This window comes from Streptococcus pyogenes (genome assembly GCF_002055535.1).
In the GTDB taxonomy this organism is placed as follows: domain Bacteria; phylum Bacillota; class Bacilli; order Lactobacillales; family Streptococcaceae; genus Streptococcus; species Streptococcus pyogenes.
Genome location: NZ_LN831034.1, coordinates 1,080,089 through 1,100,673 on the forward strand (window position 1 = coordinate 1,080,089; position 20,585 = coordinate 1,100,673).

Consider the following 20,585-nt stretch of genomic DNA (forward strand, 5'->3'; position numbering starts at 1 on the left):
TTTTTACCTCTCTAAATAATCATCTGGAATAACCATAGCAAATGTGCTGCGACAGTTAGCGTGCATGGGCGGGAAGTTAACCCCAACCTGTCTATCTTTAAGTTTAAATTTATGACCGTCTAATCCTCTGCAAATTGAGCTAGTAGAGCTATCTAAAACCGAGACAAATTCGTACTCCTCAAAGTCGTCACTATCCTCAAACGGTGCCATCATCGCTTGATTATTGACATAAGTCCCTTCTGTCATGATCAGCCGTGTAATATCCGACTGCGAACGTACAGTAAAACGCTCTGACATCTGTTTAACGACTTTATCAAAGCTATCTCCCCTGATAATTGCCGTCTTAAAGTCATTTGTTAGATAATCGACAAGCTTATCTTTGTTAGACCAAATACTTGAGCTAAAATCACCTTTGCCTGTCCAATCATTGTTAACAAACAGCTCAGCGGATACTTTATCCGCTTGGAAACCAATTGTTTTAGCGGTTTCTTGATAACCTTTTTTAAAGGCTGTCGTTAAATGCTTAGTCAATTCCGCCTCTTCGATAGCACCTATTTCCAACTGTTGTATTTTAATGCTTAATTCTAGTCCTTGCAGTCTATCTAATTTATAAATAGAGGTCCTGACAGGCATTAAATCAGCACGTTGTGGATATTTTTTAGCAAATCGCTCACAATCTCGATAAAGCAAGTCTTTATCAGCTTTAGATAACTGCTGCAAAAGATTTCGATATTCAATAACGTTGTCTTTTCCATACTTGCTAAAATAAGCCCCTATTTCCTTTTCTAAGGACTTTGCTTCATCAGCGTAATATTTGCTAAGCTTAGTCTGTAAAGCGCGCTCTGACGTCTCTAAATTAGCCCATAGTTGCTTCTGGCGCTCATTCCAATACTGTTGTGGTGTCTTGGCCATTTAGCCCTCCTGCTTTTCGACTAATTAAGGTTGGCCTGTCGCTATTTTTCTTTTCGATTTCTTTTTGTGGGTTTTCCACAATAGATAGCACACCGACCTGTGTTTCTTCCGAGACAATCCCCGCTAAATTGCCTGCAATTTGAGACTCCTCTAAGAGATTTGCTGGTAGATTGCGAGTAAATTTATACTTAATGCCAATCCAATCTTTAGGTCCTATCTTAGACGTAGGATAGCTTGCAATAAGCTTATATCTGCGGTTCATCCCGCTCATAAACTTACGCTCTTTTGTCTTAGCTAAGTTATCCATAGCTTGCAAACGATAACGTAAAGCGATGCCGCTAGCTGTACCGAACGATTCGTCACTGATATTAGCAACCATAGCAGTCCTAAAAATTAAGTTCTCTAGTCGGTCGAGCAAATGCTCTTGCGTTGCATCGGCATCTGGCTTTTGTAAAAACTCAACAGTTAATTGCTGTGCATCGGTGTCTTTTAGATTGATAATGCGGGTGTCTCTAAGAGACTTTAATGTCTCGTCGTCTAGCTCAGCACCCAAAATTTTAAGATAAGCGTCTGCGAAATACTCAACGTCATTGGCTTTTTCGGAGATAGCTTTATTAAACGCATTAATTAATGTCACAACGCTAGCTAGCAAGCTTTGCCGCTCTTCGTTTTCGACATACTCAATCATTGGCACACCATCAAACGGATGTGGATCGCTCTCCCCGATTTCAAGGTCTTTTTCGCCATCTTTAAAATAAGTGATTTCGCTGGCGTCTGAATAAGACCCCTCTAAAACACCGTCCTTATTATAAAAATAGCGCACAGCAAATAACGGCTTTTGTCTAATAGAGTCGTCATAGACAATAAATCCTTCAAGAGGCGTCAGATAAGTAATTCCAACCTCTGCATTCTCGTCATTAAAAACTAATTCATAGCCATGTCCGTAAATACTGCAAATCTTTGATAGTTCTGCGTTGTTATCGTCTTGATCATTGTATCCGTCTAATAACTCTAAATAATTGCTGACTTGTTTATTCTCGTGGCTCGTTTGGACTGGCACACCGATAAAATAGCCGTTAAATGTATCAACGATGTATTTTGCAAAATTAACAACCAAGCGATTATCAGGCTTGTATTGCTCTTTTTGTTTTTGTTGCAAAATAGCATGATCACCCTCATATAGCTGCTTATACGCTGAATAACTAAGGTTAAACGACCTGTGTTTTTGGATTAACTCGCTTAACAAATCTTTTGTCATCTCTGTATCTGATGGCACAATAAATAATTCTGGCACTAGATACCTCCTTTAAATGTTTTGACGATGGTTTTAGTCGCTCTCATGTCGTCTGACATAGCATACCTTGTCGCATCTATCGCATGGTTATCCTTGTCTTCTAAACGAGGTTTAGGGTTGCCATCTCTATCGACTTGATAGTCGATATTTTCAAACTCTCGAGCGATATTTGGTGTCCGTTTTGGGTCTATACAGATAAAATCTAAGTCATCTAACCAGCGCTCCCCAAACTCGACAGAATCTGGTCCTTTTTTAACGCCTTTTATCCGTTTGATGCCAAACTCGTTTTTAAGCTCAGCATTACTTTTAGGCTCAGCACTTTCAGCAAACATCTCATCACTCTGATATCCTTTAGTCGTCAACCACTTAGCCAGCTGCCTGTTTGATATCTTCTGACCATAATACTCGTCAATAGCATAGATACCATTTTTCTTTTTATCATAATGCCAACGTACAAAAGCAAGCGGGTCAGTTGCATAACCATAGTCAATACCGTTACGGATATTATCGAAATCGGCTACTTGTTCGTCAGTAATACGTTCGAAGCGTAAGTTGTCAAATGGAACAACACCCGAACCAATGGCCTCTCCTAAATACTCCCAACGATAACGACGTTCTGAACGCTCTCTCGTGGCTTCTGCCTCGGCTATAAACTCTTTGGCAATAAAAGGATTATCTTTATACGTAGATGCGTGTACAAACGTATTAGACGGCTGAAATTGGCTCTCATATTTTTTGTTAACCCAAGACTGTTTACGTTTAGGTGGATTGTATGTATAAAAAAATTTATAAAAAAGACCATCACCGAGTTCCCCACGCAATAGGGAGTTAGTGATAGTTTTGACTTCGTCCTCGGTTTTAAATTCCGCAAGCTCCTCGATCCAACCGATAGCAAAAGGAAAACGACTATCTTTTAAGGACTTGATACGTTCAGGATTTTGTGCTCCTCTAAAGACAATGTAATTACCTCTAGGGATGTACGTTATCCTTAGAGGTGATTTGTTAAATTTAAAGTAACGCTCTAGCCCTTGCTCAGATATAGCCCATTTAATTTGCTCATAAACAGACTGCTCCAGAGTATTATCTGTTTTACGGATACAAACCGCATTGACAGGATACTGTATTATTAACCTCGAGATAATAAAAGCAATATTAGATGATTTACCAGAACCACGTCCGCCTTTGCAAGCGATATTTAGTATTTGAGGATTCCAAGTCGCTTGCACGACAGGCTTAAAACCAATTGGGATAATATCAGCTAAATCAACTACCATTGTCTTGCACCCATGAATTAGCAAGTACGATAGGCTCGTCTATGCTGATTTCCTGCTTGTCTGTCGGTTTATAACCTGCTCGGTCAAGGATATCTTGAGAAGCTTGTAGTCTTACCAATTCTGATTTTGCGTTTTTGCTTAGATTAACAAGCGTTCCAATCGCAGAAAGAGCATATTTGCCAAAAGCTTTTTCTGCGATTTCATCGTTTAATTTATTCCAACCCGATTTATCTTCTGGGTCATTTTCCCAATTTCGTAGCTGTCTGTCTGTGATACCGATTATTTCCGCAACTTGTGCTTGATTAGCGGTTGGATTTAATAATTTAAACTCAATAGCATCAAGCATTTTTGCCTTATTTGCTCTTGCCAAAATATGTTCCTCCTTTCGGAAATTTTCGGAAATAAAAAAGTCACCACAATGTGATGACTAATTGGTTAACCATAGATAAATAGCAAATGAATGCTAAGCCTATTGCCTACCCCATTCTGGGACACTTCTATTTATCAAACAGGCTTTGCACGAATCGAACGTGCATAAACGACCATTAAGCCTACTAACCACAGGCAAGGTTGCGACCCTTGTTTTACTTGCGGTTAATCAAATGAGTCAATCTGTTGTGAATACGTACACGTAGACTATACAGCCGATCTATGTATCTTTTTTATCAATCGTCATTGGTAGGAATATGACTATCAACCAAGTAAAAACCAGTATATCAGTGCGTGACTGCCTTTCGGGATACTGGGTCGCGCCTCTTCTGGGCGCTGATTGAGACGGCAGGAATCGAACCTGCATACCCAGTTGTCGTCTCAACTCGCTGTACCGCCATCAGGCTACAAAATAACAAGTTTGATTGTAGTTAAAGTTGGCGACTAAATAAAATAGTCAGTGATTAAAAGGTTATCTCTTCTTGTTATTTTGATAATACTATAATAACATGTAAAAATATGTATAAACTATCTTATTACTGTATAAAAACTAGCTAAAAACTCCTTTCTCAGCAAGCAACACACCCTCTCTGTACAGCTCTGCAAAAGCTAACAAAGCAATGTCAAGTGTATCATAGTAAAAGCTCTCTGACATACACAATTCTGTATAAATAACCTTATCTGCCTTTTTATAAGGCGCTAAGTATTTGTCATACAAAATCCTGCGTCTCTCTGGCTCTAGTATCATACTGACGGCTTGCTCAATCGCATCCAGCTCTTGTTCTGCTGACACACGGTTGAGCGCTAGTCTCTCAACAGGCTTGCTTGGCGTTCCATACGGTTGTCTTGGCTCAAAGGAATAAGTGGCTGTCACTTTTTGAGTATCTACATCATTAGCTATCCTTCGCCAACGTGGATACTCTCTCAATTTACGCTTGGCATTAGATTTTGTTTTTTGGATATCAATCTCTGGAAAAAACGTCATGAAAGCCCCCCCAATGTGGTATAATTTATTTAAGCTTAAATTTAACCAAGGGGGCGTTCCGTATGGACGTCTTTTTGTTTTGTGGAGAAAAGTCCTCTCTTTCCTTTGTTTTTTGACACAGGCGCACGATGTCGTGTTAAAGCATTAGCGACGCCTTGGATAATCACGGATGACCGATAACCCGCTTTAGATTTGTTTTGGTGTAAGGAGGTTCTCGTTTCTATTTTTTAATTTCGGTCCACCCCCACAGAGCCATCGCAGGCTCTTGAGCGCTTGCGCGGGAATTTAATTTGCTTCCGTGTTTAATAGTTTAAAACGCCAAGTTTCATATTCGCCGTGATAAACGAAGCCTATAGATTCTCCATCAACGATTTTATCGCATACAACATATGCTAAATCAGTATTTTTTAAATAATCTTGTTCGCCATATTTAACAATAGCAATATCATGTTGTTCACCATTTTTAAAATAATAGCCAGAGGACAAATTATATTTGTCATTGTTAAAGTCATTTGCATATTTTTTTGATATAAAAATTGTTTTTTCTTTCATTCCGTCACCTCCTCCGCAAATCCTTCTCGCCATGCCCAGTCGAAATCTTTACGAATTTCGGATTCAGTGAGGTGATTGCTGTTTTTATTGTAGTAGCAATCCTTTGATTTTCGTTTTACCAAAAAAACTTTATTACCTTGTCTTTCAAGCACAAACTTGGCATGACCTCTGCCTTCCCTGTTCGGATTTGGTATCTCCACTGTATATAGCTTCTCTTTTTCGATGGTGATATTTGGATAAGCTAGCCATGCTTGGGCAAATAAATCACCGTTATTTGCCACCCAATGGAAAACATTGTCTGGATAAGCATGTATATTAACAAAAGTTGTTGTTAAATCCTGGTCGTGTTCTTTTCTAAACTTAATCATTTCAAATACCGGCTTCGGCACTACCACTTTTGGTTGGCCGAGTTGGTCGATGATACCTAATACATCAATTCGTTTAATTAAATTACCTTTAAAATCGAAATAATTAAACGCCTCTAGTTCTCTTATCGCTCTTTTCGCTTCTTCAATGTTCATTTTTACCTCGCATTTAACTTACTCTCTACATGCACTATCGCATCACCAATCCACTCTTTGACATTAAATTCTCGCTCAATATCTTGAGTTCTTGGCATAACGTTAATATCACTAAAACTCAGCATGTCGTCTTTTGTATTTTGCAAAAAATAAATGTTTTTAACTTGTCTTGTTAAAGAGTCACCATGCACCACCACACCATTTATCCCTCTTATAGACATATTAAAGAGTAGAAACGGTACTGCTTTGTCCGATAACTCTTCTACGTGATACCAGTATTTACTCGGACGATAAGTAAATGGACTGTCATTTAATCGTTGTTCTTGCCATGCTTGGATAAGTATCCCACCCGTCCCGACTGCTACCTCGTAGTATTGATTACCACTTATTATTTTAGATAATAGTGTACTAACCGATTTAGGCGTAAAGTCTTGCTTTTTATTTTTGCGGTCAGCTTGTTCTTCCTCAAAATATTGCATAAACCAGTCGTAAGATACATCTGTTTCATATTTCAAAAACTGTCTAAATATATCCTCACGACTATCTTTATCAAAGAGTATGTCCGTAAGTCGTTTGGGTGCTTTATAAACTTCGTCGATGCCTAGTATGCGATGTATCTCATCGATCTTAATCATGTTACCCTCCGTTGTGCGTAAGTTCCGCAATTCGCTTTGTCTGTCTAGCTCTATCTTCGCTAGCACGTTTAAGCTGCTTTTGTGTCCTGCTTAGCTGTGTACGTAGTCCTGTGATTTGCGACTCGTAATATTGTCGTGCGTCGCGATAGCTAAAATACGACACGGTTACCATCATCCCAAATATTGCGATTGCAAGAAACAATAGTGCTTTCCAATCGTTTTTTAGGACATTCATTATTTTATTAAAGTTATCACGTAAATTTTGCAACGCTTCATCTATCGTCATTCTTCCACCTCTGCCAAAATATAAGTCAAATCTCTTCCGTAAGGAGAAAGTTGTACGACTTGATAACCAACAACTGTCACTTTTGCGTACTTGTTTTTGTCGATAAAATCGTTCAGGTGGTCTGTTGCACTTTTCCATTCGTCCTTAACTTCAATATATCTCTTCATTCTTCCACGCTTTCGATTAACCAATATTCAATGAGACGCTTTGTATATTCGAGTGCTTTTTCTAAATCCTGAGTCGCATTGCCTTTGTATCTATGTCGTTTAATGTATTTATCAATGTGACTTTCCATGATTGCGACAAACTGGTCCCATGGGTACGTCTTATACCACGACTCAATCAAATCAATTTCTCCGTGATTATAATGCTTTGGTTTATGTACTAATTCTTCTATCATCACTCCACCTCTCTCAAATAATTTACTATCGTTTTACACACGCTCTCATTTGGCAATATTCTGCGTTCTAAGAGCGCTTTTAATTGCCAAGTATAAATGCCTATCTTATCTGCTAAAACGTCATCAGACATCTTTATTTTGCATCTGTGAGCTATTAACAGCTCTGATATATCGTAAGGCAACAGATTATCGTAAGATCTAGGTGTATATTTAATATCGTTATGCCACTGTCTGTGTCTTTTCATAGACCCATTCTCCGAGCTCTTTCTAGTGCGTCCGTGCGTTTGATTTTTTTAACGAGCTTAACGTCACCGTAGTTTTTAAACATCCACTTTTCGTAAATCTTGTCATCCTCATCTGTCTTTTTTTGTTTAAGGCGGTAAGACTGCTTGATTAACATTATCATTTCCTTTGTCGTGTAAATTCGTTGGAACCACTCCAATACATCAGGTGGCGGCAATCTGTTTAGTTTTTTATAGTATTTGACAGATCTATAGACTCTGTCAGCTTCTTCTTTGTCTGCGATGGTAATGTTATCGTCTAAAAACGCTTTAATTGACGGCTCCATTTGTTTGTAAAAATCATCTACTAGTGTCATAATTCGTTTATTTTTACCTCGATTCTGGGATTTGGGCTATACAGCTTACGTGTAGTGTGCTCGACAATGATGTTGTCATCTGTCCACACAACCTCTGATTTTGATATGCTGTCATATACTGCTTTTTCAAGGTTGTCCAAATCGGGCTTCTTTGGCACATATAAGAGCTCATTTATATAATCCTGATACTTTTGTTTAGTCTTATCTTTGGCACGCTCTGACGGCTTTTTAGACACCAATTCTGGTGCTTTTAGATAAAAAGTAACATCAACTTTTAAACCGTCGTCAAAATAAGGCCCTTCGTAATTGTTTTTAACATAGTCTGTGACCTGCTTCCGCCATGCCATCATATCTCCATCCTCGTAAGCTCCACTCCATCTGCTAAAGCGTGGACGTTTTTGCGGTTTTGGCTCAATCGGTATTATAAACTTAACCACTACTCCTCCAATTCGTCTTCGTATCCTATAAACTCTGCGTGTCTGCCATCTGGTCTCCTCTTTTTATGAGCTGGCGACGCTATAAAAACTATTGTGTCAGCGGTAACACCAAGTCTTTCTGCTAGCTCATGCTTTGTGCCAACATCTACAAAAGAGTCTCCGTCGTAGACCGCATATATCCTTTGTCTATATCTGTTAGCCATATCATTTAAAACGGCAGATCATCGTCTGAAATATCCATTGGGTTTGAATTGCCAAACGGTTGACTGTTATCGTTTTGCGAAGAGTTATCTTGACCAGATTGTTGCTGGCTATTTCGACTTTCCAACATTTGGAAACTCTCTGCAACAACTTCCGTCACATAGACACGTTGTTCTTGTTGGTTTTCGTAGTTACGTGTCTGAATACGACCCGTAACTCCGATCAAAGCACCTTTTTTAGCCCAGTTGGCTAAATTTTCAGCAGACTGTCGCCAGATAACACAGTTAATGAAATCTGCTTCTCTCTCCCCGTTTTGCTCTTTAAATCTGCGGTTTACCGCAAGTGTGAACGTAGCTACAGCTACTTGACTCGCTGTATAGCGAAGCTCTGCGTCCTTGGTCATGCGACCAACTAGCACAATGTTGTTAATCATTTTTTTGCCCTGCTCTCTTTTTTAATTTATTAATCAAATCATCAGTCGATACAATCTGTTCTGTGCGTAAATCTTCCAGTGATTTAACTTTTAAGGTATCTGTTAGCCATTTTGTTAGCTCTTTGACATTTTGATTTGTGGCTTTTGCAATATCGCTTAAATCAGATTTATAAGTCTCTACTTGGATATTGCTGATTTTCGGGGTTTGGAAGCTTGCCCCTTTTGACGTTTTATTTGTTGGTTTTTGCGATTGATTTGTTTTGTTGGGTTTGCTAGCTTCATTGCCGTCATCATCTTGATCGCTTGTTATCCCAAAAATTGCTGATAGTGCGTAGCGTTTTGCGTAAGTGATAGCCGAACCAGCGCCTTGTACATCATTTTTTGTTGGTTTAACACTTAAAGGTCCGTATTCCACCCATTCGCCACTCGTGTGCATGACTAGCGTTGCGACATCGATATAACCGTTTTCTGCGTTTGTTGTTGGATCCTGCGAAAAAGATATCCCGTTATTAGCAAAGGCTTTTGTAATCGCTTCCGTCACGTTTTCTAGAGGCACGTATTTGCTTTTGAAAAAGGGGTTGTCTTTATCTTTTAGCGGTTGTTTTACCTCTAGCTGAGCTTTACAAAAGGCTTTAGCATATTCTATTATACTTTCTGATTTCCTCATTTACTTTACCTGCAAACTTTCTGTTTCGATTAGTTCAACTCCAGATATATCAATTCCAGATTTCAAAGCTTTCGAGATCTCAGATTTCATTGGTTTGTATTCAATTTTTTCTTGCATGTAATCAAGAGGAATTTTTGTTTCGTCCAAAATCTCTACTTTTTTGCTTTTTCGCAAAGACACCTTAAACATTCCAGCGTCAACTTTTTTCTTTTGGCTCAATTCCATTGCACGCCTGATTGTCTCTTTGTATTTTTCCACTTTTGCTTCTGCTTGCTTTTGCTTTTTGTAAAAAGCTTCTTTTTCGGCTTTATACATTTCGACGTCAGCTTGAGCATTTTTTAACATTTTGACAAAATACTCAATGGTATTTTCTAAGTCTGATTGAAAATCAATGCTGTCAAGCGTATTTTGAAAGGTTTCGTCGTCTAAATCTAAACTTTCCAGATAAGCGGCGATTCCCTCAAGTTCATATAAATAAGCCATGTTATTTCCTCTTTCTGTATTTTAATCATCCAAAATGTGTTGTTTAGTGGACCACTTGCTGTCAATCTTGCGATTAACGATTAGCTCTGGCCATACATCAAATTCCGTCTCGATGTAGTCCATCAAGTCTTCGTCTGTGTAGTCTTTAAAGGTTTGATAAGTCTGTTTTAGCGTAGGTTCTTCGCTGCCTCTAAGACAGTCAATCGTAAAGATAAGCGCATCTCTAAAATTGCTATCAAAGGTTACGAGCTCACCGTTAATTCTGATTCCAACCATTTCGCACCTCGTTAGCTATTTCTACGAATTCGTTCAAGTTTCCGTTTTTTAAAATGTTTATCCGCTTTTGTTCTTTTCTAACTTGACTTTCAAGTGAGCTGATAGCTTCTGCACGCTCATCATCGTTGTCAATTAGATAGTACCCTCCGCCTTTTCGACGGCTAGAACCTATCAAATAGCCTTTCATTACCATTCCGTGGATAATGTCTCTCAAGGTTTTCGGGTCTTTGATGTCAAATGTTCGACAAATTTCCTTTGAATTAACCATCATGTTACTTCCTATCGGCAAATAACAAAATATTCTTTTTTCTAACTCATCTAGTGGCATTACCATATTAAATCTCTCCTAAAACGTGACTTTTGAGCACTCTCTCCATGCTCTCAATTCTTCAATTTTCTTTGTTCGGACATCTTCATCTAGCGCCATGATTTTTGCCGCATGTTCCTCGGATAGCCCGAAAAATGTTGTTAGTGTCAATTCCATAGCTTCATCCTTTCGTCCTCCATGCCATCAAATTCCATGATATGACTTTTGTCGCAGCCTTTTCTGATACGGGATGCAATTCTCTCTCCATAAATTTTTCTAATTTCGGCAGGTGTCAGATTGGTAGTAATGATTGTGTTTGTGCGCTTGTTAAGCAAGCTGTAAATAATGCTTGTGGACCAGTCACTAACTTTTTCGGCACCTAGATCATCTAGCACCAGATAATCGACATCTTTTAGCTTATCCATCCAAAATGCTTCCTTGCTAAAGTCTCGCTTTATCTCTGACAGTAAGTCAGTGACATTTACAAGCAAGCCTAATTTTTTCGTTTTATCAGACAATCCCCTAATGATGCTATAAGCTAAATGACTTTTGCCTCGTCCTGCTTTGCCAGTCATGATGATGTTTCCCTTACCACCACTAAACCAATCGTTAGCCATTGTCTTTGCCCAATAAAGCATCTCTTTGTGTTTAGCCGTATCAGCCCTAAAATTGTCAAATGATGCATTTTCCAACTCGTCGTCCATAATTGATAATTTTTTGAGATAGTACAGTCGCTTGTTTTCAAGCTCTCTCTCATATTGCTTTTGGACGTGCAAAGCGTTTTGATTGTCTAATTCTTCTCTGTGACAATCTGGACATACTGTCAAACCAGTCTTGAGGACTGTGATGTATCTACAACCATGTTTTTCACAGACAGCATCTTCTTTCTTGGTGTTTTGTTGATAAGATATAGCGATTTTAGCAAGTGCGTCTTCGTCACCAAGTATCATATTCCGATACCTCTTCTTGTTTAGATTTTCTAGATTGGAATTGCCTTTGTTCTTCTTCAACTTTAACCATCGTAAGGATTCCGTTTTGTCTCCAATTTCGCAATATAGAGTTAACGTATCCAAAAGAACGTTTAGAATTGTCAGCAGCTCTCGTTATCGCTTCCTTAACAACATCCACTTCCATTTTTGTGATGGTGATATAGTCTGACAACTGTTCAAACTGATTCGGAGATAAGATGCCAATTTCTTGTTGAAAATAATCAGATATAATTTTTAAGTTATTTACATTAGCAGCAGAAGATGAATCTTTTATCTCTTCTTCTACTTCTAACTCTTTATCTATATTTATATCTATCTTTTTATCTAACTCTCTCTCTTTATCTAACTCTATCTCTATCTCTGGTGGAGATTTCTCCGCACATTTCATGGAGATTTGTCCAAGTTGTTTAGCCTTTGCATATTCAATTCTTTTTCTGTCAGCATCTGTGCTTGATTTACCAACAAAATTTTGAATATTTGTCATATATATCGCACCGTTATCGAGAATTTCGATTAACTGTAGGTCTCTAAAAATTTGAATAGCCTTTTCGACAGTGCCAATCTGATGCCTTGTAATTGTGGCAAGCATTTGTGCGTTGTAAGGAATAAGATTGTTAAACATTAATAAGCCATCATTTTTTAAACTTCTTAGATATAACTTGAGCAAAATATTGCTATAGATATAGCCGTCAGGCATACTTTCTAAAATGATTGCTTCATCACTTTCAAAGAAATTTTCCTTTAATTTTAAGTAATAATACTTTTTGTTATCTGCCATTTATCTCCCTTCTTCAAAAATAGCTTTCACATTTCTTATCTTTTAACGTCTCAATAATTCCATCTAAAACATCTGATCGGTTTTTAAGCTCATTGTACTCTTTGACAGATATTGTGATAAAATCTTTGTTATCTTTTGTAGTATCGCTATATCCGAGCAGGTAAGCGACCGATACATCAAAATGATCTGCTAGTAATTGCGCTTGATCAAGCGCAATTTTGTGTTCATTTTCCCAGCGTTGGATCGTTCTATAATGCACGTATATTTCTTCTGCAAGATCTTGCTGAGTCAAGCCTTTTTCTTTGCGTAACTCTTTTATTCTATTCATGTTATCCGTCTCCTACTAAATTTGTTTAGCAGGTAAACCGTGCTTTTGGTTATATCTACGTGCATTAGCTTCCCAGCCATTGTTTTCAATCGTCCATTTTGATTTTTCCTGTTTTTTTGGTTTTGCAAAAATAAAATCTAATAGTTTCATGTTGTTTCTCCTTTTTCATATCCACTGGTTCGTAAAAATCTATTGACATCTGCTAGGTCATATAGTACTTTCCCGTTTTCTGATGACCTTTTAAAGTTAAATTTCCCTTGTTCTCTCCACTGGGTCAATTTGGTTCTCCCCCATCCTGTTTCTTTTTCTAGCCGCTTCATGGTTATCCATTCAATAGACTTGGCGTTTTTGGTCTGCGCTATTTTCATCGCTTCCATATTTAGAGCGATTAAATCTTCAAGCAGGTTTTTTCTAAACTCAGGTCCAAATATTTCAATGGCCATAGTTTTTCCCTCTCTCTTATGTTATAATTAAGTAAATTAAAATTTGTTTTGAGTCCGATTGCCGTCGGAACTTCCACTATTCCTAAGTCCCTCTAGCAAATTGCGGACTTTTTCGGAACGTTTGCCTGCATATTTTGATTTTCCGAGCCTCCAACTTAGTAGGCGATGTTCCTCTTCTGATAAGTAACCTGCTCTTTGTAGCAGGTTTTTTGCTATCTTCCATGGAATCACTACATCTACTTCATCCATGTTTATTACCATTTCTTCAAGTTCTTCTAGTTTGTTTTCTATTTCGTTCATATGTGTCCTTTCTATTTTGGTATAATTAAAATAAAAACGATTGGAAGAATAAAAATGGAATTATTTAATACAATTATCGGCGTCATTGCGCTAATTGTTGCTGTGATTGCTCTTGTTCACTCTATCTACTACAACATGGTTAAGATAAAATTATCTGATTGTTACATTTCAAGAGTAGATAAAGGTTACGATTGGATGTATGATTTTAGTATCAGTAACTTATCGAATGTTTCAGTCATTATTAAAAAAATTGAACTTTACAACAAAGATGGAAAACTAATAAGCGATAATGGCTTCAATCCCTTTCAAAAATACGAAGCTGACATGCAGAATGAAGCTGATGATTATTATGGATTGTCAATGCCGAATTATTATATGCCATTAGATTACCAATGGGAGTCATCGCCATTTAAGTCAGATACTGAAGTATATCCATCTAGTCGAGAAAATTTCTCTTACTATTTAGATGAAAAGCCAGTTAAAATCAAAATCACAACTGATAAGCGTATTCATCAATTCCGAAAATATCAGTTATTCTTTCCCCATTTTGACAATAATAGTTAAGATAGCGATATTCGTTAATAAAATTAAGATAAGTGCTGCCGTTAGTAGCATTTTTTCTTTTCTCCTTTTATTAGTTTTGTTCCTCCTGCGTGCTATAATAAAGCTATCATTACGAAAGGAGGAAAAAAGCATGGGTCCTAATTATTTTCATGTCCAATTTAAGTTAGGCGAAAAAGTATCGTACAACACGCCTTCAGCAGAAGGAAGAGAAGTCATCCCTATCAAAGGTGCTGAAGTTACGAAAATGATTTTCGCCGATGGTAACGAATTGTTAAGCGTTATTCACAACGAAACCGTTGACGTTTACGCTAGCTTCCCAATTGTTCTTGAGTATCATTAATTCGTTATTTCTAAACCAGCAATCGCCCGCTACTGCGTTTGTTGGTTTTTCTTTTCCGTAAAAAATTCGATTTGCTTGCATAGTGTCCTTTCCAGTTTTGTTTAACACGTTAAACATTATGTTTAAAAAAATATCCAATAGGTACGTCTAAAGCGACTGCCAATTTTTGAAGAGTGCTTAGCTTAACCGTAGTAGATTTATCGGTTTCAATAAGAGATATAGTAGTTCGTGAAACTCCAGATTTATTGGCTAGCTCTTCTTGAGACATTTTCTTTTCTTCACGCAATCTTTGAATTGCAAACCTCGTCATTCCCCCACCTCCTTTCTATCTGTTTTTAGTTCCTCCAATCTGCTATAATATGGGCAGAAAGGAGGTGAATGTGATGTTTGACTATTTCAAACTTTATATAATTGTCTTGGAAACCTTCGTGGAAACCAAACCAGACGACGCTTATAGCTTATTTGATAATCTAAGTCTTAACAGTGAATTTGTAAAATTCTCTAAAGACTTAGATAAAAACATTGTAATATCAGGCACTTTAGAAGTAATTGATAATTTACTTGATGATTGCTTGATAAAAGGAAAACGTCGCCCAACAAAAGATATTACTTTCTATTTTTTCGATGGCGTAACAACAACTGGTTACTTATATCTTCAAAGTCTTAAAGATAATAATTTTTCGAGCCGTTTAAAGAATGTCCTTAAAGAAGAAGGTATCCCTCTTACACCAACTTCTATCACAAGGACTATCGCCAAACTAACCTTGTGATTTTGTAAAACTCTTGGCAATTATGGAAAGTGTTACTTCAACATAGCCATCGCCAAGGGTTTTTGTCTTTACAGAATCTTCAATAACATAATGAATCCTTTTATCATCTATTAAGAACTGATTATCGGTTTCAATGACGTTATGAAGCTTCGGCGCTGGATAATTTTTTTGGCTATACGGATATTTTTTGGGGCGCATCTATTCCACCCCCTTTCTGTGGTATAATTTAAATAAAATGATTGGAGAAAATCATGGATTTATTGAAAAATACCAATTTTTTAATTCCGTTAATTTCAGCAATAGTCTCTGTTTCTTCTATTTTTATAAGCAATTGGCTTGGTTATAGAAGTCAAATCAGGAAATTAAAATTTGATGAAGAAAAAGAAATATACCTAACCCTCTATGTACCGTTAATAAAGTGGATGAATTCGCAATCATTCAATAACAAAAGTTATTATTGGCTAGTGGCGTTCCCTAGATATACAACAAATGCACAAGATTTTCTGACAGGCTTGTTGTTAAAAAATTTTGAAAAATTACCAGTATCAGTTGCTATGAGATACTCTGAATACACCCTAAATTCTGCAACCTCTTTACATTTTTATCGTAACACCGAATACGATTATGATTATGAAACATTTGCCAAAAAAGCATCTGAATTATTTGATCTCATTATTGAACAATTGCTAACAGAAGGGACAATATTATCCCAAAAGCTAAGCTTACCAAACTTATCCAAATCCACTTTAGAGAACTTTTTGGCGGACAAGAAAAACTATATCGGTCCCAGATTTTTATCACTAGAAACCCATAACAAACCCCTAAGACCTGAAAGACCACTGCCATTTTAACTCCCCCCTTTCCGCCCCTTGTGGGCTTTTTATTTTGTAATAAACCAAGCTGCTAACCAAGTGATACCACCTAACACCAACAGCGCTGGCAATAAGCCACCTTCAAATTCGATGCTTGTTTTTTCTTTGCCATCATGACTAGTAAACGTGTGTTCTAAGTTGCCAAGCATTAGCTTTTTCCAATTCATGCAACCTCTCCTTTCATTCTTGCGGAGATACAGCCAATGTGCTAAACTAAACTTACCCCGTTAGGGGGAGAGGACTTCTTAGCCCTCTAATTATCCTCACCACTCTATTGAGTAGTGAATCTTAAGCTTAAACCAAAGAATCTTGATTTCGACTTCTAGTTCTTTGCGTTTAGGCTTTTTGTTTAGCCTAGATTTCATCAGCTGTACCTCCTTTCGTTTTGCTTAATCCCTTAAGCTTGATTATAGTTTAACACGTTAAACATTCATTGTCAAGCGTGTTAAACAAAAATATTGAATTATTTTTTGTTGTGTTGTATAATGTATTAAACAATCATTCTAGGAAGAGGTTTTTAACATTGAAATTAGGGGAAATAATAAAAAATTTCAGGGAAGAAAAAAAGTTATCAATGGATAGGTTTGCTGAAAAATCTGGTCTTACTAAGGGGTATATTTCAATGCTTGAAAAAAACGAGCATCCGAAATCTAAAAAACCAATTATCCCTACAGAAGAAACTTTGTTAAAAGTAGCAAAAGGGATGGGGGTTGATATTGATTTTGTTTTGAGTAAATTAGATTCCGATCAAGAAATACAGATTAATATTTCTCCTAAGAATATGTTAAATATGGATAATCCCTCCACTCCCACCACCCCAAAAGTCGAACTTATCCCATCTACTCTACAAAAAATAAACTCTACTTCTTCTCAACTAGAACACAGTAGACAGATAATTGTTTTAGATACAGCTGAGACTTTATTGGAACAACAGAAAGAAATTAAAAACAACGAAGATACTATTGCCGAATTATTTTCTTACAACTACTACGACCACGCAGCTTCAGCTGGTACAGGTCAGTATCTAAATGATGTACAAGTAGAAAAAATTGAGTTACCAGTCGATTATGACGCAGACTTTGTTATCCCTGTTTATGGTGATTCCATGGAACCGAAGTATCACTCTGGGGATTATGTATTTGTTAAGCTATCCGTAGAGCTTACAGATGGCGATATAGGCGTCTTTGAATACTATGGTGACGCTTATATCAAACAGCTACTTATAAATGACGAGGGGGCATTTCTGCACAGTTTAAATAGCAAGTATGAAGATATACCGATAGATAGAGATAGTGATTTTAGGATTATTGGTGAAGTTGTTGGAAGTTATTCGGGAAATCATAGCTAACGAAGCTACGGTTGTGAATGAGTTTAGGAGAAAATATGGAAAATGAAGTTTTACATGCAACTCACGAGGGTAAATTAGTCTTAGATAATACAACTCTTGATGTAGCAGTTTTAAATAACGGTCAGCGAATCATCACCCAAGCTGGTGTTTTTAAAGCATTGGACAGACCTAGTAGAGGCAATACCCGTGTGATCGGAATACCTACTTTTATGGATGCAAAAAACCTTCAACCATTGATATCAAAGGATTTAAGGGGTGTGATCAACAAAATTGAATATAGGGATTTAAATGGTAGGATTCAATTAGGTTTTGATGCTAACATTTTACCGCTAGTATCAGATTTATATTTAAAAGCTAGAGAAATTGGAGCTATCAAATCAGAAGCTCAGATGAGAACTGCACAAAAAGCGGAAATGTTAGTTCGCTCACTTGCGAAAGTTGGTGTTACTGCTTTAGTAGATGAAGCTACTGGTTATCAATATGAGAGAGAACGTTTTGAGCTTCAAAAAATATTTAAAGCATATATTAGTGAAGAATTGCTAAAATGGCAAAAGATGTTTCCAGATGATTTTTATATGGAAATTTTTAGATTGAACGGGTGGAGCTACGATGTTCAATCAATTAAAAGGCGTCCAGGTGTTGTTGGTAAATGGACAAACGAATTGATTTATAAAAGACTGCCTGATGGAGTGTTAGAAGAATTAAAAAGAAGAACTCCAAAAACAAAGAAAGGTCAATATAAAGCTAGATTTTTCCAAACTTTAACACCAGATATAGGACATCCTGATTTAAACGCTCAAATTTATAAAGTTCTTGGGATTATGAGAATTTCATCTAACTGGAAAGATTTCAAAGAGAAATTTAATGTTATGACATCTAGAGAAGACGGTATAATTGAATTAGATTTAGAATTTGATGAAGACAAATAAAAAAAGCCCCACGCTCTCAAAGTTTGGCGACTCTGAGCGTGAGGCAAGACAGTATAAGAAACAACCATTAAAAAGGTCATTTTCTTGTACCTATTTTATCAAATTGAAAGATGGTATGCAATGAAAATTAAATCATATAAAAAGGAAAATGGTGAAACTGCTTATAAATTTCTTTTGTATGCCGGTTATGTTAATGGAAAAAGAAAATATATTAGGCGAGAAGGTTTCAAAACTAAGCAGGCTGCAAGGGAAACCTTAATTAGTTTACAAGCTGAACTTGATAAACCTAAATCAAGTATGACATTTGGAGCATTGACAGATCAATGGCTAAAGGAATATGAAAAAACCGTTCAGTGCAGTACCTACTTAAAAACAGAAAGAAATATTAATAAACATATTTTGCCAAAACTTGATAAAGTGAAGATTGGAGACATCAACCCACTACTTATCCAGCGGCTTACTGAAGAATGGTGCAACGATTTAAAATATGGAGGAAAAATTCTTGGGCTTGTTAGGAATATCTTAAATCTAGCTGTTAGATACGGATATATCAATAACAATCCAGCTTTGCCAATTACACCTCCAAAAATAAAAAGGAAAAGAAAAATGAATAATAATTTTTATACACTTGATCAACTTAAACAATTCCTTGAACTAGTTGAAAAAACTGACAACATTGAAAAAATAGCCTTGTTTAGATTATTAGCATTTACTGGAATACGAAAAGGGGAGCTTCTGGCACTAACTTGGGATGATTTGAATGGTAATACTCTATCAATTAATAAAGCTGTCACACGTACTCAAGTTGGACTAGAAATAGATGTTACGAAGACAAAATCGAGCGATAGATTAATCAGCTTAGATGATGAAACTTTGGAAATTTTACTAGAACTTCATGAAACTTTTCCTACTTCTACTCTTATGTTCCAATCTGAATCAGGTGGAATTATGACGCCAAGTTTACCACGAAAATGGCTATTGCAAATTATCAAAGGGACAGACTTACCACAAATCACAATTCATGGTTTCAGGCACACTCATGCAAGCTTACTTTTCGAATCAGGTCTATCCTTGAAACAGGTGCAACATAGATTAGGGCATGGAGATTTACAGACAACTATGAACGTATATACTCACATCACGCAATCGGCAATTGATGACATTGGAACTAAATTCAATCAATTTGTTACTAACAAGCAACTAGATTGACAACTAATTCTCAACAAACGTTAATTTAACAACATTCAAGTAACTCCCACCAGCTCCATCAATGCTTACCGTAAGTAATCATAACTTACTAAAACCTTGTTACATCAAGGTTTTTTCTTTTTGTCTTGTTCATGAGTTTCCGTTATCCCTATAGCCATACCATCACGCTTACCGATACTCCATCAATACCACTCAAAACCTTGTCATATCAGATCTTTTTGACCATTTTTTTCATGAATATCTAAAAAAAAGAATCAAAATAGTACTAAATTCCCCATAGCGCATGCGCTATGGGGAATCATAGCTATATCTTGTTTATAATTTATGATATAATACAGCAAAAATAGTTTAGGAAATAACATATGACAAAAAAACACTTACTAACACTTCTTCTCATCTCTTTTTTTACTAGCTTTTTGGTAGCTTGTTCAACAACGAAAGATAAAGAGCCTCAACCGTCTGATTCAGAAATCATTACTCCCCGACTACACCAAGCCGCTCATCAAGATAAACGCGCTAACTTTGAAAAAATTAAACTTGCGACTGTTGATTCCTCATTTACAGGAGGGACAAGCCTTGAAGAACTTATTTCACTCTTTGGAGAGCCTAGCCAACATGATCCAAAAACAGCAGGCGAAGTAACAATCGACGCTTATACTTGGCAGTTTGATCAAGTTACTCTCACTGTTAATCTTTATCAAAATAGTAGTATTGTTAAAACCATCTCTAATTTTACCTTTGCAAGAGAGTTAGGCTTATCGCAAAAGGAATACCAACAATTACAAAAAGGAATGTCTTATGAAGACGTTAAAAAGATCTTAACAGAACCTGATAATTATAGCCAAGCGTCATCTAGTGATCATCAAACTTTGCAAGCGATTTGGGTTAGTGGCTTAAAGACAGATACAAGCGGAGCTAATATTTCTCTCGTTTTTGAAAATAATCAGTTAACAGAAATGTCTCAGGTAGGACTTGAAGAATAAAAAATGAGTAATATATTTTGCTAAAAAGATTGATTTCGGTGT

Annotated in this window: 37 protein-coding genes; 8 read left to right on the plus strand and 29 right to left on the minus strand. The window is 36.7% G+C overall.

Annotated features, from left to right (window positions below):
• Positions 1–3 precede the first annotated feature (3 nt).
• The 26 genes from B6D67_RS05775 to B6D67_RS05890 all read right to left on the minus strand — a co-directional run bounded on the left by B6D67_RS05775 (position 4) and on the right by B6D67_RS05890 (position 13,528).
• Positions 4–912, minus strand: coding sequence for a minor capsid protein (locus B6D67_RS05775; protein ID WP_011285569.1), 909 nt, complete (start codon positions 910–912; stop codon positions 4–6).
• On the minus strand, positions 881–2,206 hold the full coding sequence (locus B6D67_RS05780) for a phage portal protein (protein ID WP_029714009.1): 1,326 nt from the start codon (positions 2,204–2,206) through the stop codon (positions 881–883). The genes B6D67_RS05775 and B6D67_RS05780 overlap by 32 nt, the downstream gene beginning before the upstream one ends.
• On the minus strand, positions 2,206–3,480 hold the full coding sequence (locus B6D67_RS05785; RefSeq protein ID WP_009880266.1) for a PBSX family phage terminase large subunit: 1,275 nt from the start codon (positions 3,478–3,480) through the stop codon (positions 2,206–2,208). The genes B6D67_RS05780 and B6D67_RS05785 overlap by 1 nt, the downstream gene beginning before the upstream one ends.
• Positions 3,470–3,850: a hypothetical protein gene (locus B6D67_RS05790; RefSeq protein ID WP_011285571.1), complete on the minus strand. Its 381-nt coding sequence runs from the start codon at positions 3,848–3,850 to the stop codon at positions 3,470–3,472. The genes B6D67_RS05785 and B6D67_RS05790 overlap by 11 nt, the downstream gene beginning before the upstream one ends.
• Before the next feature lie 609 nt (positions 3,851–4,459).
• A complete protein-coding gene (locus B6D67_RS05795) occupies positions 4,460–4,894 on the minus strand; it encodes an ArpU family phage packaging/lysis transcriptional regulator (RefSeq protein ID WP_011054810.1) in 435 nt (144 codons plus the stop codon).
• Positions 4,895–5,179: 285 nt separating this feature from the next.
• A complete protein-coding gene (locus B6D67_RS05800; RefSeq protein ID WP_011018131.1) occupies positions 5,180–5,446 on the minus strand; it encodes a hypothetical protein in 267 nt (88 codons plus the stop codon).
• Complete coding sequence (locus B6D67_RS05805) at positions 5,443–5,967, minus strand: DUF1642 domain-containing protein (RefSeq protein ID WP_011285572.1); 525 nt, start codon at positions 5,965–5,967, stop codon at positions 5,443–5,445. Before B6D67_RS05805 ends, B6D67_RS05800 begins: the two co-directional genes overlap by 4 nt.
• A gap of 2 nt (positions 5,968–5,969) precedes the next feature.
• Positions 5,970–6,602 carry an N-6 DNA methylase gene (locus tag B6D67_RS05810; RefSeq protein ID WP_011018133.1) on the minus strand — a complete coding sequence of 211 codons (633 nt, stop codon included), beginning with the start codon at positions 6,600–6,602 and terminating at the stop codon, positions 5,970–5,972.
• Between the two features lies 1 nt (position 6,603).
• Entirely contained in the window at positions 6,604–6,888 is a 285-nt protein-coding gene (locus B6D67_RS05815) for a hypothetical protein (RefSeq protein ID WP_011018134.1), read from the minus strand.
• Entirely contained in the window at positions 6,885–7,055 is a 171-nt protein-coding gene (locus B6D67_RS10260) for a hypothetical protein (protein ID WP_002995952.1), read from the minus strand. The genes B6D67_RS05815 and B6D67_RS10260 overlap by 4 nt, the downstream gene beginning before the upstream one ends.
• The gene (locus tag B6D67_RS05820; RefSeq protein WP_002995955.1) at positions 7,052–7,288 is read right to left on the minus strand and encodes a DUF3310 domain-containing protein; all 237 of its coding nucleotides are present in this window, start codon (positions 7,286–7,288) and stop codon (positions 7,052–7,054) included. The genes B6D67_RS10260 and B6D67_RS05820 overlap by 4 nt, the downstream gene beginning before the upstream one ends.
• Complete coding sequence (locus tag B6D67_RS10545; protein ID WP_011285573.1) at positions 7,288–7,533, minus strand: hypothetical protein; 246 nt, start codon at positions 7,531–7,533, stop codon at positions 7,288–7,290. The genes B6D67_RS05820 and B6D67_RS10545 overlap by 1 nt, the downstream gene beginning before the upstream one ends.
• Positions 7,530–7,886, minus strand: a complete 357-nt coding sequence (locus B6D67_RS05830) for a hypothetical protein (RefSeq protein WP_011284873.1) — start codon at positions 7,884–7,886, stop codon at positions 7,530–7,532. Before B6D67_RS05830 ends, B6D67_RS10545 begins: the two co-directional genes overlap by 4 nt.
• Positions 7,883–8,323 (minus strand): RusA family crossover junction endodeoxyribonuclease, encoded by a 441-nt coding sequence (locus tag B6D67_RS05835; RefSeq protein WP_011285574.1) that lies wholly within the window; start codon positions 8,321–8,323, stop codon positions 7,883–7,885. Before B6D67_RS05835 ends, B6D67_RS05830 begins: the two co-directional genes overlap by 4 nt.
• Complete coding sequence (locus B6D67_RS05840) at positions 8,323–8,526, minus strand: hypothetical protein (RefSeq protein ID WP_011106686.1); 204 nt, start codon at positions 8,524–8,526, stop codon at positions 8,323–8,325. Before B6D67_RS05840 ends, B6D67_RS05835 begins: the two co-directional genes overlap by 1 nt.
• 5 nt (positions 8,527–8,531) lie before the next feature.
• Entirely contained in the window at positions 8,532–8,957 is a 426-nt protein-coding gene (gene ssb / locus B6D67_RS05845; protein WP_011285575.1) for a single-stranded DNA-binding protein, read from the minus strand.
• The gene (locus tag B6D67_RS05850; RefSeq protein WP_046735269.1) at positions 8,950–9,624 is read right to left on the minus strand and encodes an ERF family protein; all 675 of its coding nucleotides are present in this window, start codon (positions 9,622–9,624) and stop codon (positions 8,950–8,952) included. Before B6D67_RS05850 ends, ssb begins: the two co-directional genes overlap by 8 nt.
• Positions 9,625–10,107, minus strand: coding sequence for a siphovirus Gp157 family protein (locus tag B6D67_RS05855; protein WP_011018142.1), 483 nt, complete (start codon positions 10,105–10,107; stop codon positions 9,625–9,627).
• Between the two features lie 21 nt (positions 10,108–10,128).
• A complete protein-coding gene (locus B6D67_RS05860) occupies positions 10,129–10,383 on the minus strand; it encodes a hypothetical protein (protein WP_011018143.1) in 255 nt (84 codons plus the stop codon).
• Positions 10,364–10,717 carry a hypothetical protein gene (locus B6D67_RS05865; protein WP_011285579.1) on the minus strand — a complete coding sequence of 118 codons (354 nt, stop codon included), beginning with the start codon at positions 10,715–10,717 and terminating at the stop codon, positions 10,364–10,366. The genes B6D67_RS05860 and B6D67_RS05865 overlap by 20 nt, the downstream gene beginning before the upstream one ends.
• A gap of 140 nt (positions 10,718–10,857) precedes the next feature.
• Positions 10,858–11,640 (minus strand): ATP-binding protein, encoded by a 783-nt coding sequence (locus tag B6D67_RS05870; protein ID WP_011285581.1) that lies wholly within the window; start codon positions 11,638–11,640, stop codon positions 10,858–10,860.
• The gene (locus B6D67_RS05875) at positions 11,627–12,457 is read right to left on the minus strand and encodes a phage replisome organizer N-terminal domain-containing protein (protein ID WP_009881060.1); all 831 of its coding nucleotides are present in this window, start codon (positions 12,455–12,457) and stop codon (positions 11,627–11,629) included. The genes B6D67_RS05870 and B6D67_RS05875 overlap by 14 nt, the downstream gene beginning before the upstream one ends.
• Before the next feature lie 13 nt (positions 12,458–12,470).
• Positions 12,471–12,785, minus strand: a complete 315-nt coding sequence (locus B6D67_RS05880; RefSeq protein WP_023610888.1) for a helix-turn-helix domain-containing protein — start codon at positions 12,783–12,785, stop codon at positions 12,471–12,473.
• Between the two features lie 15 nt (positions 12,786–12,800).
• Entirely contained in the window at positions 12,801–12,935 is a 135-nt protein-coding gene (locus B6D67_RS10520; protein ID WP_002995985.1) for a hypothetical protein, read from the minus strand.
• Positions 12,932–13,228, minus strand: a complete 297-nt coding sequence (locus B6D67_RS05885; protein ID WP_011054584.1) for a MerR family transcriptional regulator — start codon at positions 13,226–13,228, stop codon at positions 12,932–12,934. Before B6D67_RS05885 ends, B6D67_RS10520 begins: the two co-directional genes overlap by 4 nt.
• A 36-nt stretch (positions 13,229–13,264) precedes the next feature.
• Positions 13,265–13,528 (minus strand): hypothetical protein, encoded by a 264-nt coding sequence (locus tag B6D67_RS05890; protein WP_029714276.1) that lies wholly within the window; start codon positions 13,526–13,528, stop codon positions 13,265–13,267.
• Between the two features lie 54 nt (positions 13,529–13,582).
• Between B6D67_RS05890 and B6D67_RS05895 the strand changes: the two genes are divergently transcribed.
• Together B6D67_RS05895 and B6D67_RS05900 are read left to right on the plus strand one after the other, a co-directional pair.
• On the plus strand, positions 13,583–14,092 hold the full coding sequence (locus B6D67_RS05895; RefSeq protein WP_011017884.1) for a hypothetical protein: 510 nt from the start codon (positions 13,583–13,585) through the stop codon (positions 14,090–14,092).
• 130 nt (positions 14,093–14,222) lie between these two features.
• Positions 14,223–14,432 carry a hypothetical protein gene (locus B6D67_RS05900; protein ID WP_011017885.1) on the plus strand — a complete coding sequence of 70 codons (210 nt, stop codon included), beginning with the start codon at positions 14,223–14,225 and terminating at the stop codon, positions 14,430–14,432.
• 109 nt (positions 14,433–14,541) lie between these two features.
• On the opposite strand, the gene B6D67_RS05905 is transcribed toward B6D67_RS05900, so the two are convergent.
• Positions 14,542–14,742, minus strand: a complete 201-nt coding sequence (locus tag B6D67_RS05905) for a helix-turn-helix domain-containing protein (RefSeq protein WP_002992770.1) — start codon at positions 14,740–14,742, stop codon at positions 14,542–14,544.
• 73 nt (positions 14,743–14,815) lie between these two features.
• Here B6D67_RS05905 and B6D67_RS05910 point away from each other — a divergent pair, with 73 nt between their 5' ends.
• Entirely contained in the window at positions 14,816–15,202 is a 387-nt protein-coding gene (locus B6D67_RS05910; RefSeq protein ID WP_011054589.1) for a hypothetical protein, read from the plus strand.
• On the opposite strand, the gene B6D67_RS05915 is transcribed toward B6D67_RS05910, so the two are convergent.
• Positions 15,191–15,400, minus strand: coding sequence for a hypothetical protein (locus B6D67_RS05915; RefSeq protein WP_011284881.1), 210 nt, complete (start codon positions 15,398–15,400; stop codon positions 15,191–15,193). The genes B6D67_RS05910 and B6D67_RS05915 overlap by 12 nt on opposite strands.
• A 53-nt stretch (positions 15,401–15,453) precedes the next feature.
• Here B6D67_RS05915 and B6D67_RS05920 point away from each other — a divergent pair, with 53 nt between their 5' ends.
• The gene (locus tag B6D67_RS05920; protein WP_011284882.1) at positions 15,454–16,053 is read left to right on the plus strand and encodes a hypothetical protein; all 600 of its coding nucleotides are present in this window, start codon (positions 15,454–15,456) and stop codon (positions 16,051–16,053) included.
• Between the two features lie 29 nt (positions 16,054–16,082).
• On the opposite strand, the gene B6D67_RS05925 is transcribed toward B6D67_RS05920, so the two are convergent.
• A complete protein-coding gene (locus tag B6D67_RS05925) occupies positions 16,083–16,241 on the minus strand; it encodes a hypothetical protein (RefSeq protein ID WP_011285583.1) in 159 nt (52 codons plus the stop codon).
• Between the two features lie 356 nt (positions 16,242–16,597).
• Between B6D67_RS05925 and B6D67_RS05930 the strand changes: the two genes are divergently transcribed.
• The 4 genes from B6D67_RS05930 to B6D67_RS05945 all read left to right on the plus strand — a co-directional run bounded on the left by B6D67_RS05930 (position 16,598) and on the right by B6D67_RS05945 (position 20,543).
• Positions 16,598–17,422: an XRE family transcriptional regulator gene (locus B6D67_RS05930; RefSeq protein ID WP_011285584.1), complete on the plus strand. Its 825-nt coding sequence runs from the start codon at positions 16,598–16,600 to the stop codon at positions 17,420–17,422.
• 35 nt (positions 17,423–17,457) lie between these two features.
• Complete coding sequence (locus B6D67_RS05935) at positions 17,458–18,351, plus strand: P63C domain-containing protein (RefSeq protein ID WP_011285585.1); 894 nt, start codon at positions 17,458–17,460, stop codon at positions 18,349–18,351.
• A 120-nt stretch (positions 18,352–18,471) separates the two neighbouring features.
• Positions 18,472–19,560, plus strand: coding sequence for a site-specific integrase (locus B6D67_RS05940; protein ID WP_011054595.1), 1,089 nt, complete (start codon positions 18,472–18,474; stop codon positions 19,558–19,560).
• A gap of 362 nt (positions 19,561–19,922) precedes the next feature.
• Positions 19,923–20,543 (plus strand): DUF3862 domain-containing protein, encoded by a 621-nt coding sequence (locus B6D67_RS05945; protein ID WP_002989605.1) that lies wholly within the window; start codon positions 19,923–19,925, stop codon positions 20,541–20,543.
• The last annotated feature ends 42 nt before the right edge of the window (positions 20,544–20,585 follow it).

Bases quoted from the DNA above. Each gene is read 5' to 3' on its own strand.
- B6D67_RS05935 (WP_011285585.1), top strand. From the start codon at position 17,458: ATGGAAAATGAAGTTTTACATGCAACTCACGAGGGTAAATTAGTCTTA.
- B6D67_RS05920 (WP_011284882.1), top strand. From the start codon at position 15,454: ATGGATTTATTGAAAAATACCAATTTTTTAATTCCGTTAATTTCAGCA.
- B6D67_RS05910 (WP_011054589.1), top strand. From the start codon at position 14,816: ATGTTTGACTATTTCAAACTTTATATAATTGTCTTGGAAACCTTCGTG.
- B6D67_RS05830 (WP_011284873.1), bottom strand. From the start codon at position 7,886: ATGACACTAGTAGATGATTTTTACAAACAAATGGAGCCGTCAATTAAA.
- B6D67_RS10545 (WP_011285573.1), bottom strand. From the start codon at position 7,533: ATGAAAAGACACAGACAGTGGCATAACGATATTAAATATACACCTAGA.
- B6D67_RS05800 (WP_011018131.1), bottom strand. From the start codon at position 5,446: ATGAAAGAAAAAACAATTTTTATATCAAAAAAATATGCAAATGACTTT.
- B6D67_RS05900 (WP_011017885.1), top strand. From the start codon at position 14,223: ATGGGTCCTAATTATTTTCATGTCCAATTTAAGTTAGGCGAAAAAGTA.
- B6D67_RS05890 (WP_029714276.1), bottom strand. From the start codon at position 13,528: ATGAACGAAATAGAAAACAAACTAGAAGAACTTGAAGAAATGGTAATA.
- B6D67_RS05855 (WP_011018142.1), bottom strand. From the start codon at position 10,107: ATGGCTTATTTATATGAACTTGAGGGAATCGCCGCTTATCTGGAAAGT.
- B6D67_RS05885 (WP_011054584.1), bottom strand. From the start codon at position 13,228: ATGGCCATTGAAATATTTGGACCTGAGTTTAGAAAAAACCTGCTTGAA.
- B6D67_RS05820 (WP_002995955.1), bottom strand. From the start codon at position 7,288: ATGATAGAAGAATTAGTACATAAACCAAAGCATTATAATCACGGAGAA.
- B6D67_RS05875 (WP_009881060.1), bottom strand. From the start codon at position 12,457: ATGGCAGATAACAAAAAGTATTATTACTTAAAATTAAAGGAAAATTTC.
- B6D67_RS05815 (WP_011018134.1), bottom strand. From the start codon at position 6,888: ATGACGATAGATGAAGCGTTGCAAAATTTACGTGATAACTTTAATAAA.
- B6D67_RS05895 (WP_011017884.1), top strand. From the start codon at position 13,583: ATGGAATTATTTAATACAATTATCGGCGTCATTGCGCTAATTGTTGCT.
- B6D67_RS05905 (WP_002992770.1), bottom strand. From the start codon at position 14,742: ATGACGAGGTTTGCAATTCAAAGATTGCGTGAAGAAAAGAAAATGTCT.
- B6D67_RS05795 (WP_011054810.1), bottom strand. From the start codon at position 4,894: ATGACGTTTTTTCCAGAGATTGATATCCAAAAAACAAAATCTAATGCC.
- B6D67_RS05925 (WP_011285583.1), bottom strand. From the start codon at position 16,241: ATGAATTGGAAAAAGCTAATGCTTGGCAACTTAGAACACACGTTTACT.
- B6D67_RS05880 (WP_023610888.1), bottom strand. From the start codon at position 12,785: ATGAATAGAATAAAAGAGTTACGCAAAGAAAAAGGCTTGACTCAGCAA.
- B6D67_RS05945 (WP_002989605.1), top strand. From the start codon at position 19,923: ATGACAAAAAAACACTTACTAACACTTCTTCTCATCTCTTTTTTTACT.
- B6D67_RS05775 (WP_011285569.1), bottom strand. From the start codon at position 912: ATGGCCAAGACACCACAACAGTATTGGAATGAGCGCCAGAAGCAACTA.
- B6D67_RS05810 (WP_011018133.1), bottom strand. From the start codon at position 6,602: ATGATTAAGATCGATGAGATACATCGCATACTAGGCATCGACGAAGTT.
- B6D67_RS10260 (WP_002995952.1), bottom strand. From the start codon at position 7,055: ATGAAGAGATATATTGAAGTTAAGGACGAATGGAAAAGTGCAACAGAC.
- B6D67_RS05865 (WP_011285579.1), bottom strand. From the start codon at position 10,717: ATGGTAATGCCACTAGATGAGTTAGAAAAAAGAATATTTTGTTATTTG.
- B6D67_RS05940 (WP_011054595.1), top strand. From the start codon at position 18,472: ATGAAAATTAAATCATATAAAAAGGAAAATGGTGAAACTGCTTATAAA.
- B6D67_RS05840 (WP_011106686.1), bottom strand. From the start codon at position 8,526: ATGGCTAACAGATATAGACAAAGGATATATGCGGTCTACGACGGAGAC.
- B6D67_RS05915 (WP_011284881.1), bottom strand. From the start codon at position 15,400: ATGCGCCCCAAAAAATATCCGTATAGCCAAAAAAATTATCCAGCGCCG.
- B6D67_RS05805 (WP_011285572.1), bottom strand. From the start codon at position 5,967: ATGAACATTGAAGAAGCGAAAAGAGCGATAAGAGAACTAGAGGCGTTT.
- B6D67_RS05860 (WP_011018143.1), bottom strand. From the start codon at position 10,383: ATGGTTGGAATCAGAATTAACGGTGAGCTCGTAACCTTTGATAGCAAT.
- B6D67_RS05850 (WP_046735269.1), bottom strand. From the start codon at position 9,624: ATGAGGAAATCAGAAAGTATAATAGAATATGCTAAAGCCTTTTGTAAA.
- ssb (WP_011285575.1), bottom strand. From the start codon at position 8,957: ATGATTAACAACATTGTGCTAGTTGGTCGCATGACCAAGGACGCAGAG.
- B6D67_RS10520 (WP_002995985.1), bottom strand. From the start codon at position 12,935: ATGAAACTATTAGATTTTATTTTTGCAAAACCAAAAAAACAGGAAAAA.
- B6D67_RS05785 (WP_009880266.1), bottom strand. From the start codon at position 3,480: ATGGTAGTTGATTTAGCTGATATTATCCCAATTGGTTTTAAGCCTGTC.
- B6D67_RS05870 (WP_011285581.1), bottom strand. From the start codon at position 11,640: ATGATACTTGGTGACGAAGACGCACTTGCTAAAATCGCTATATCTTAT.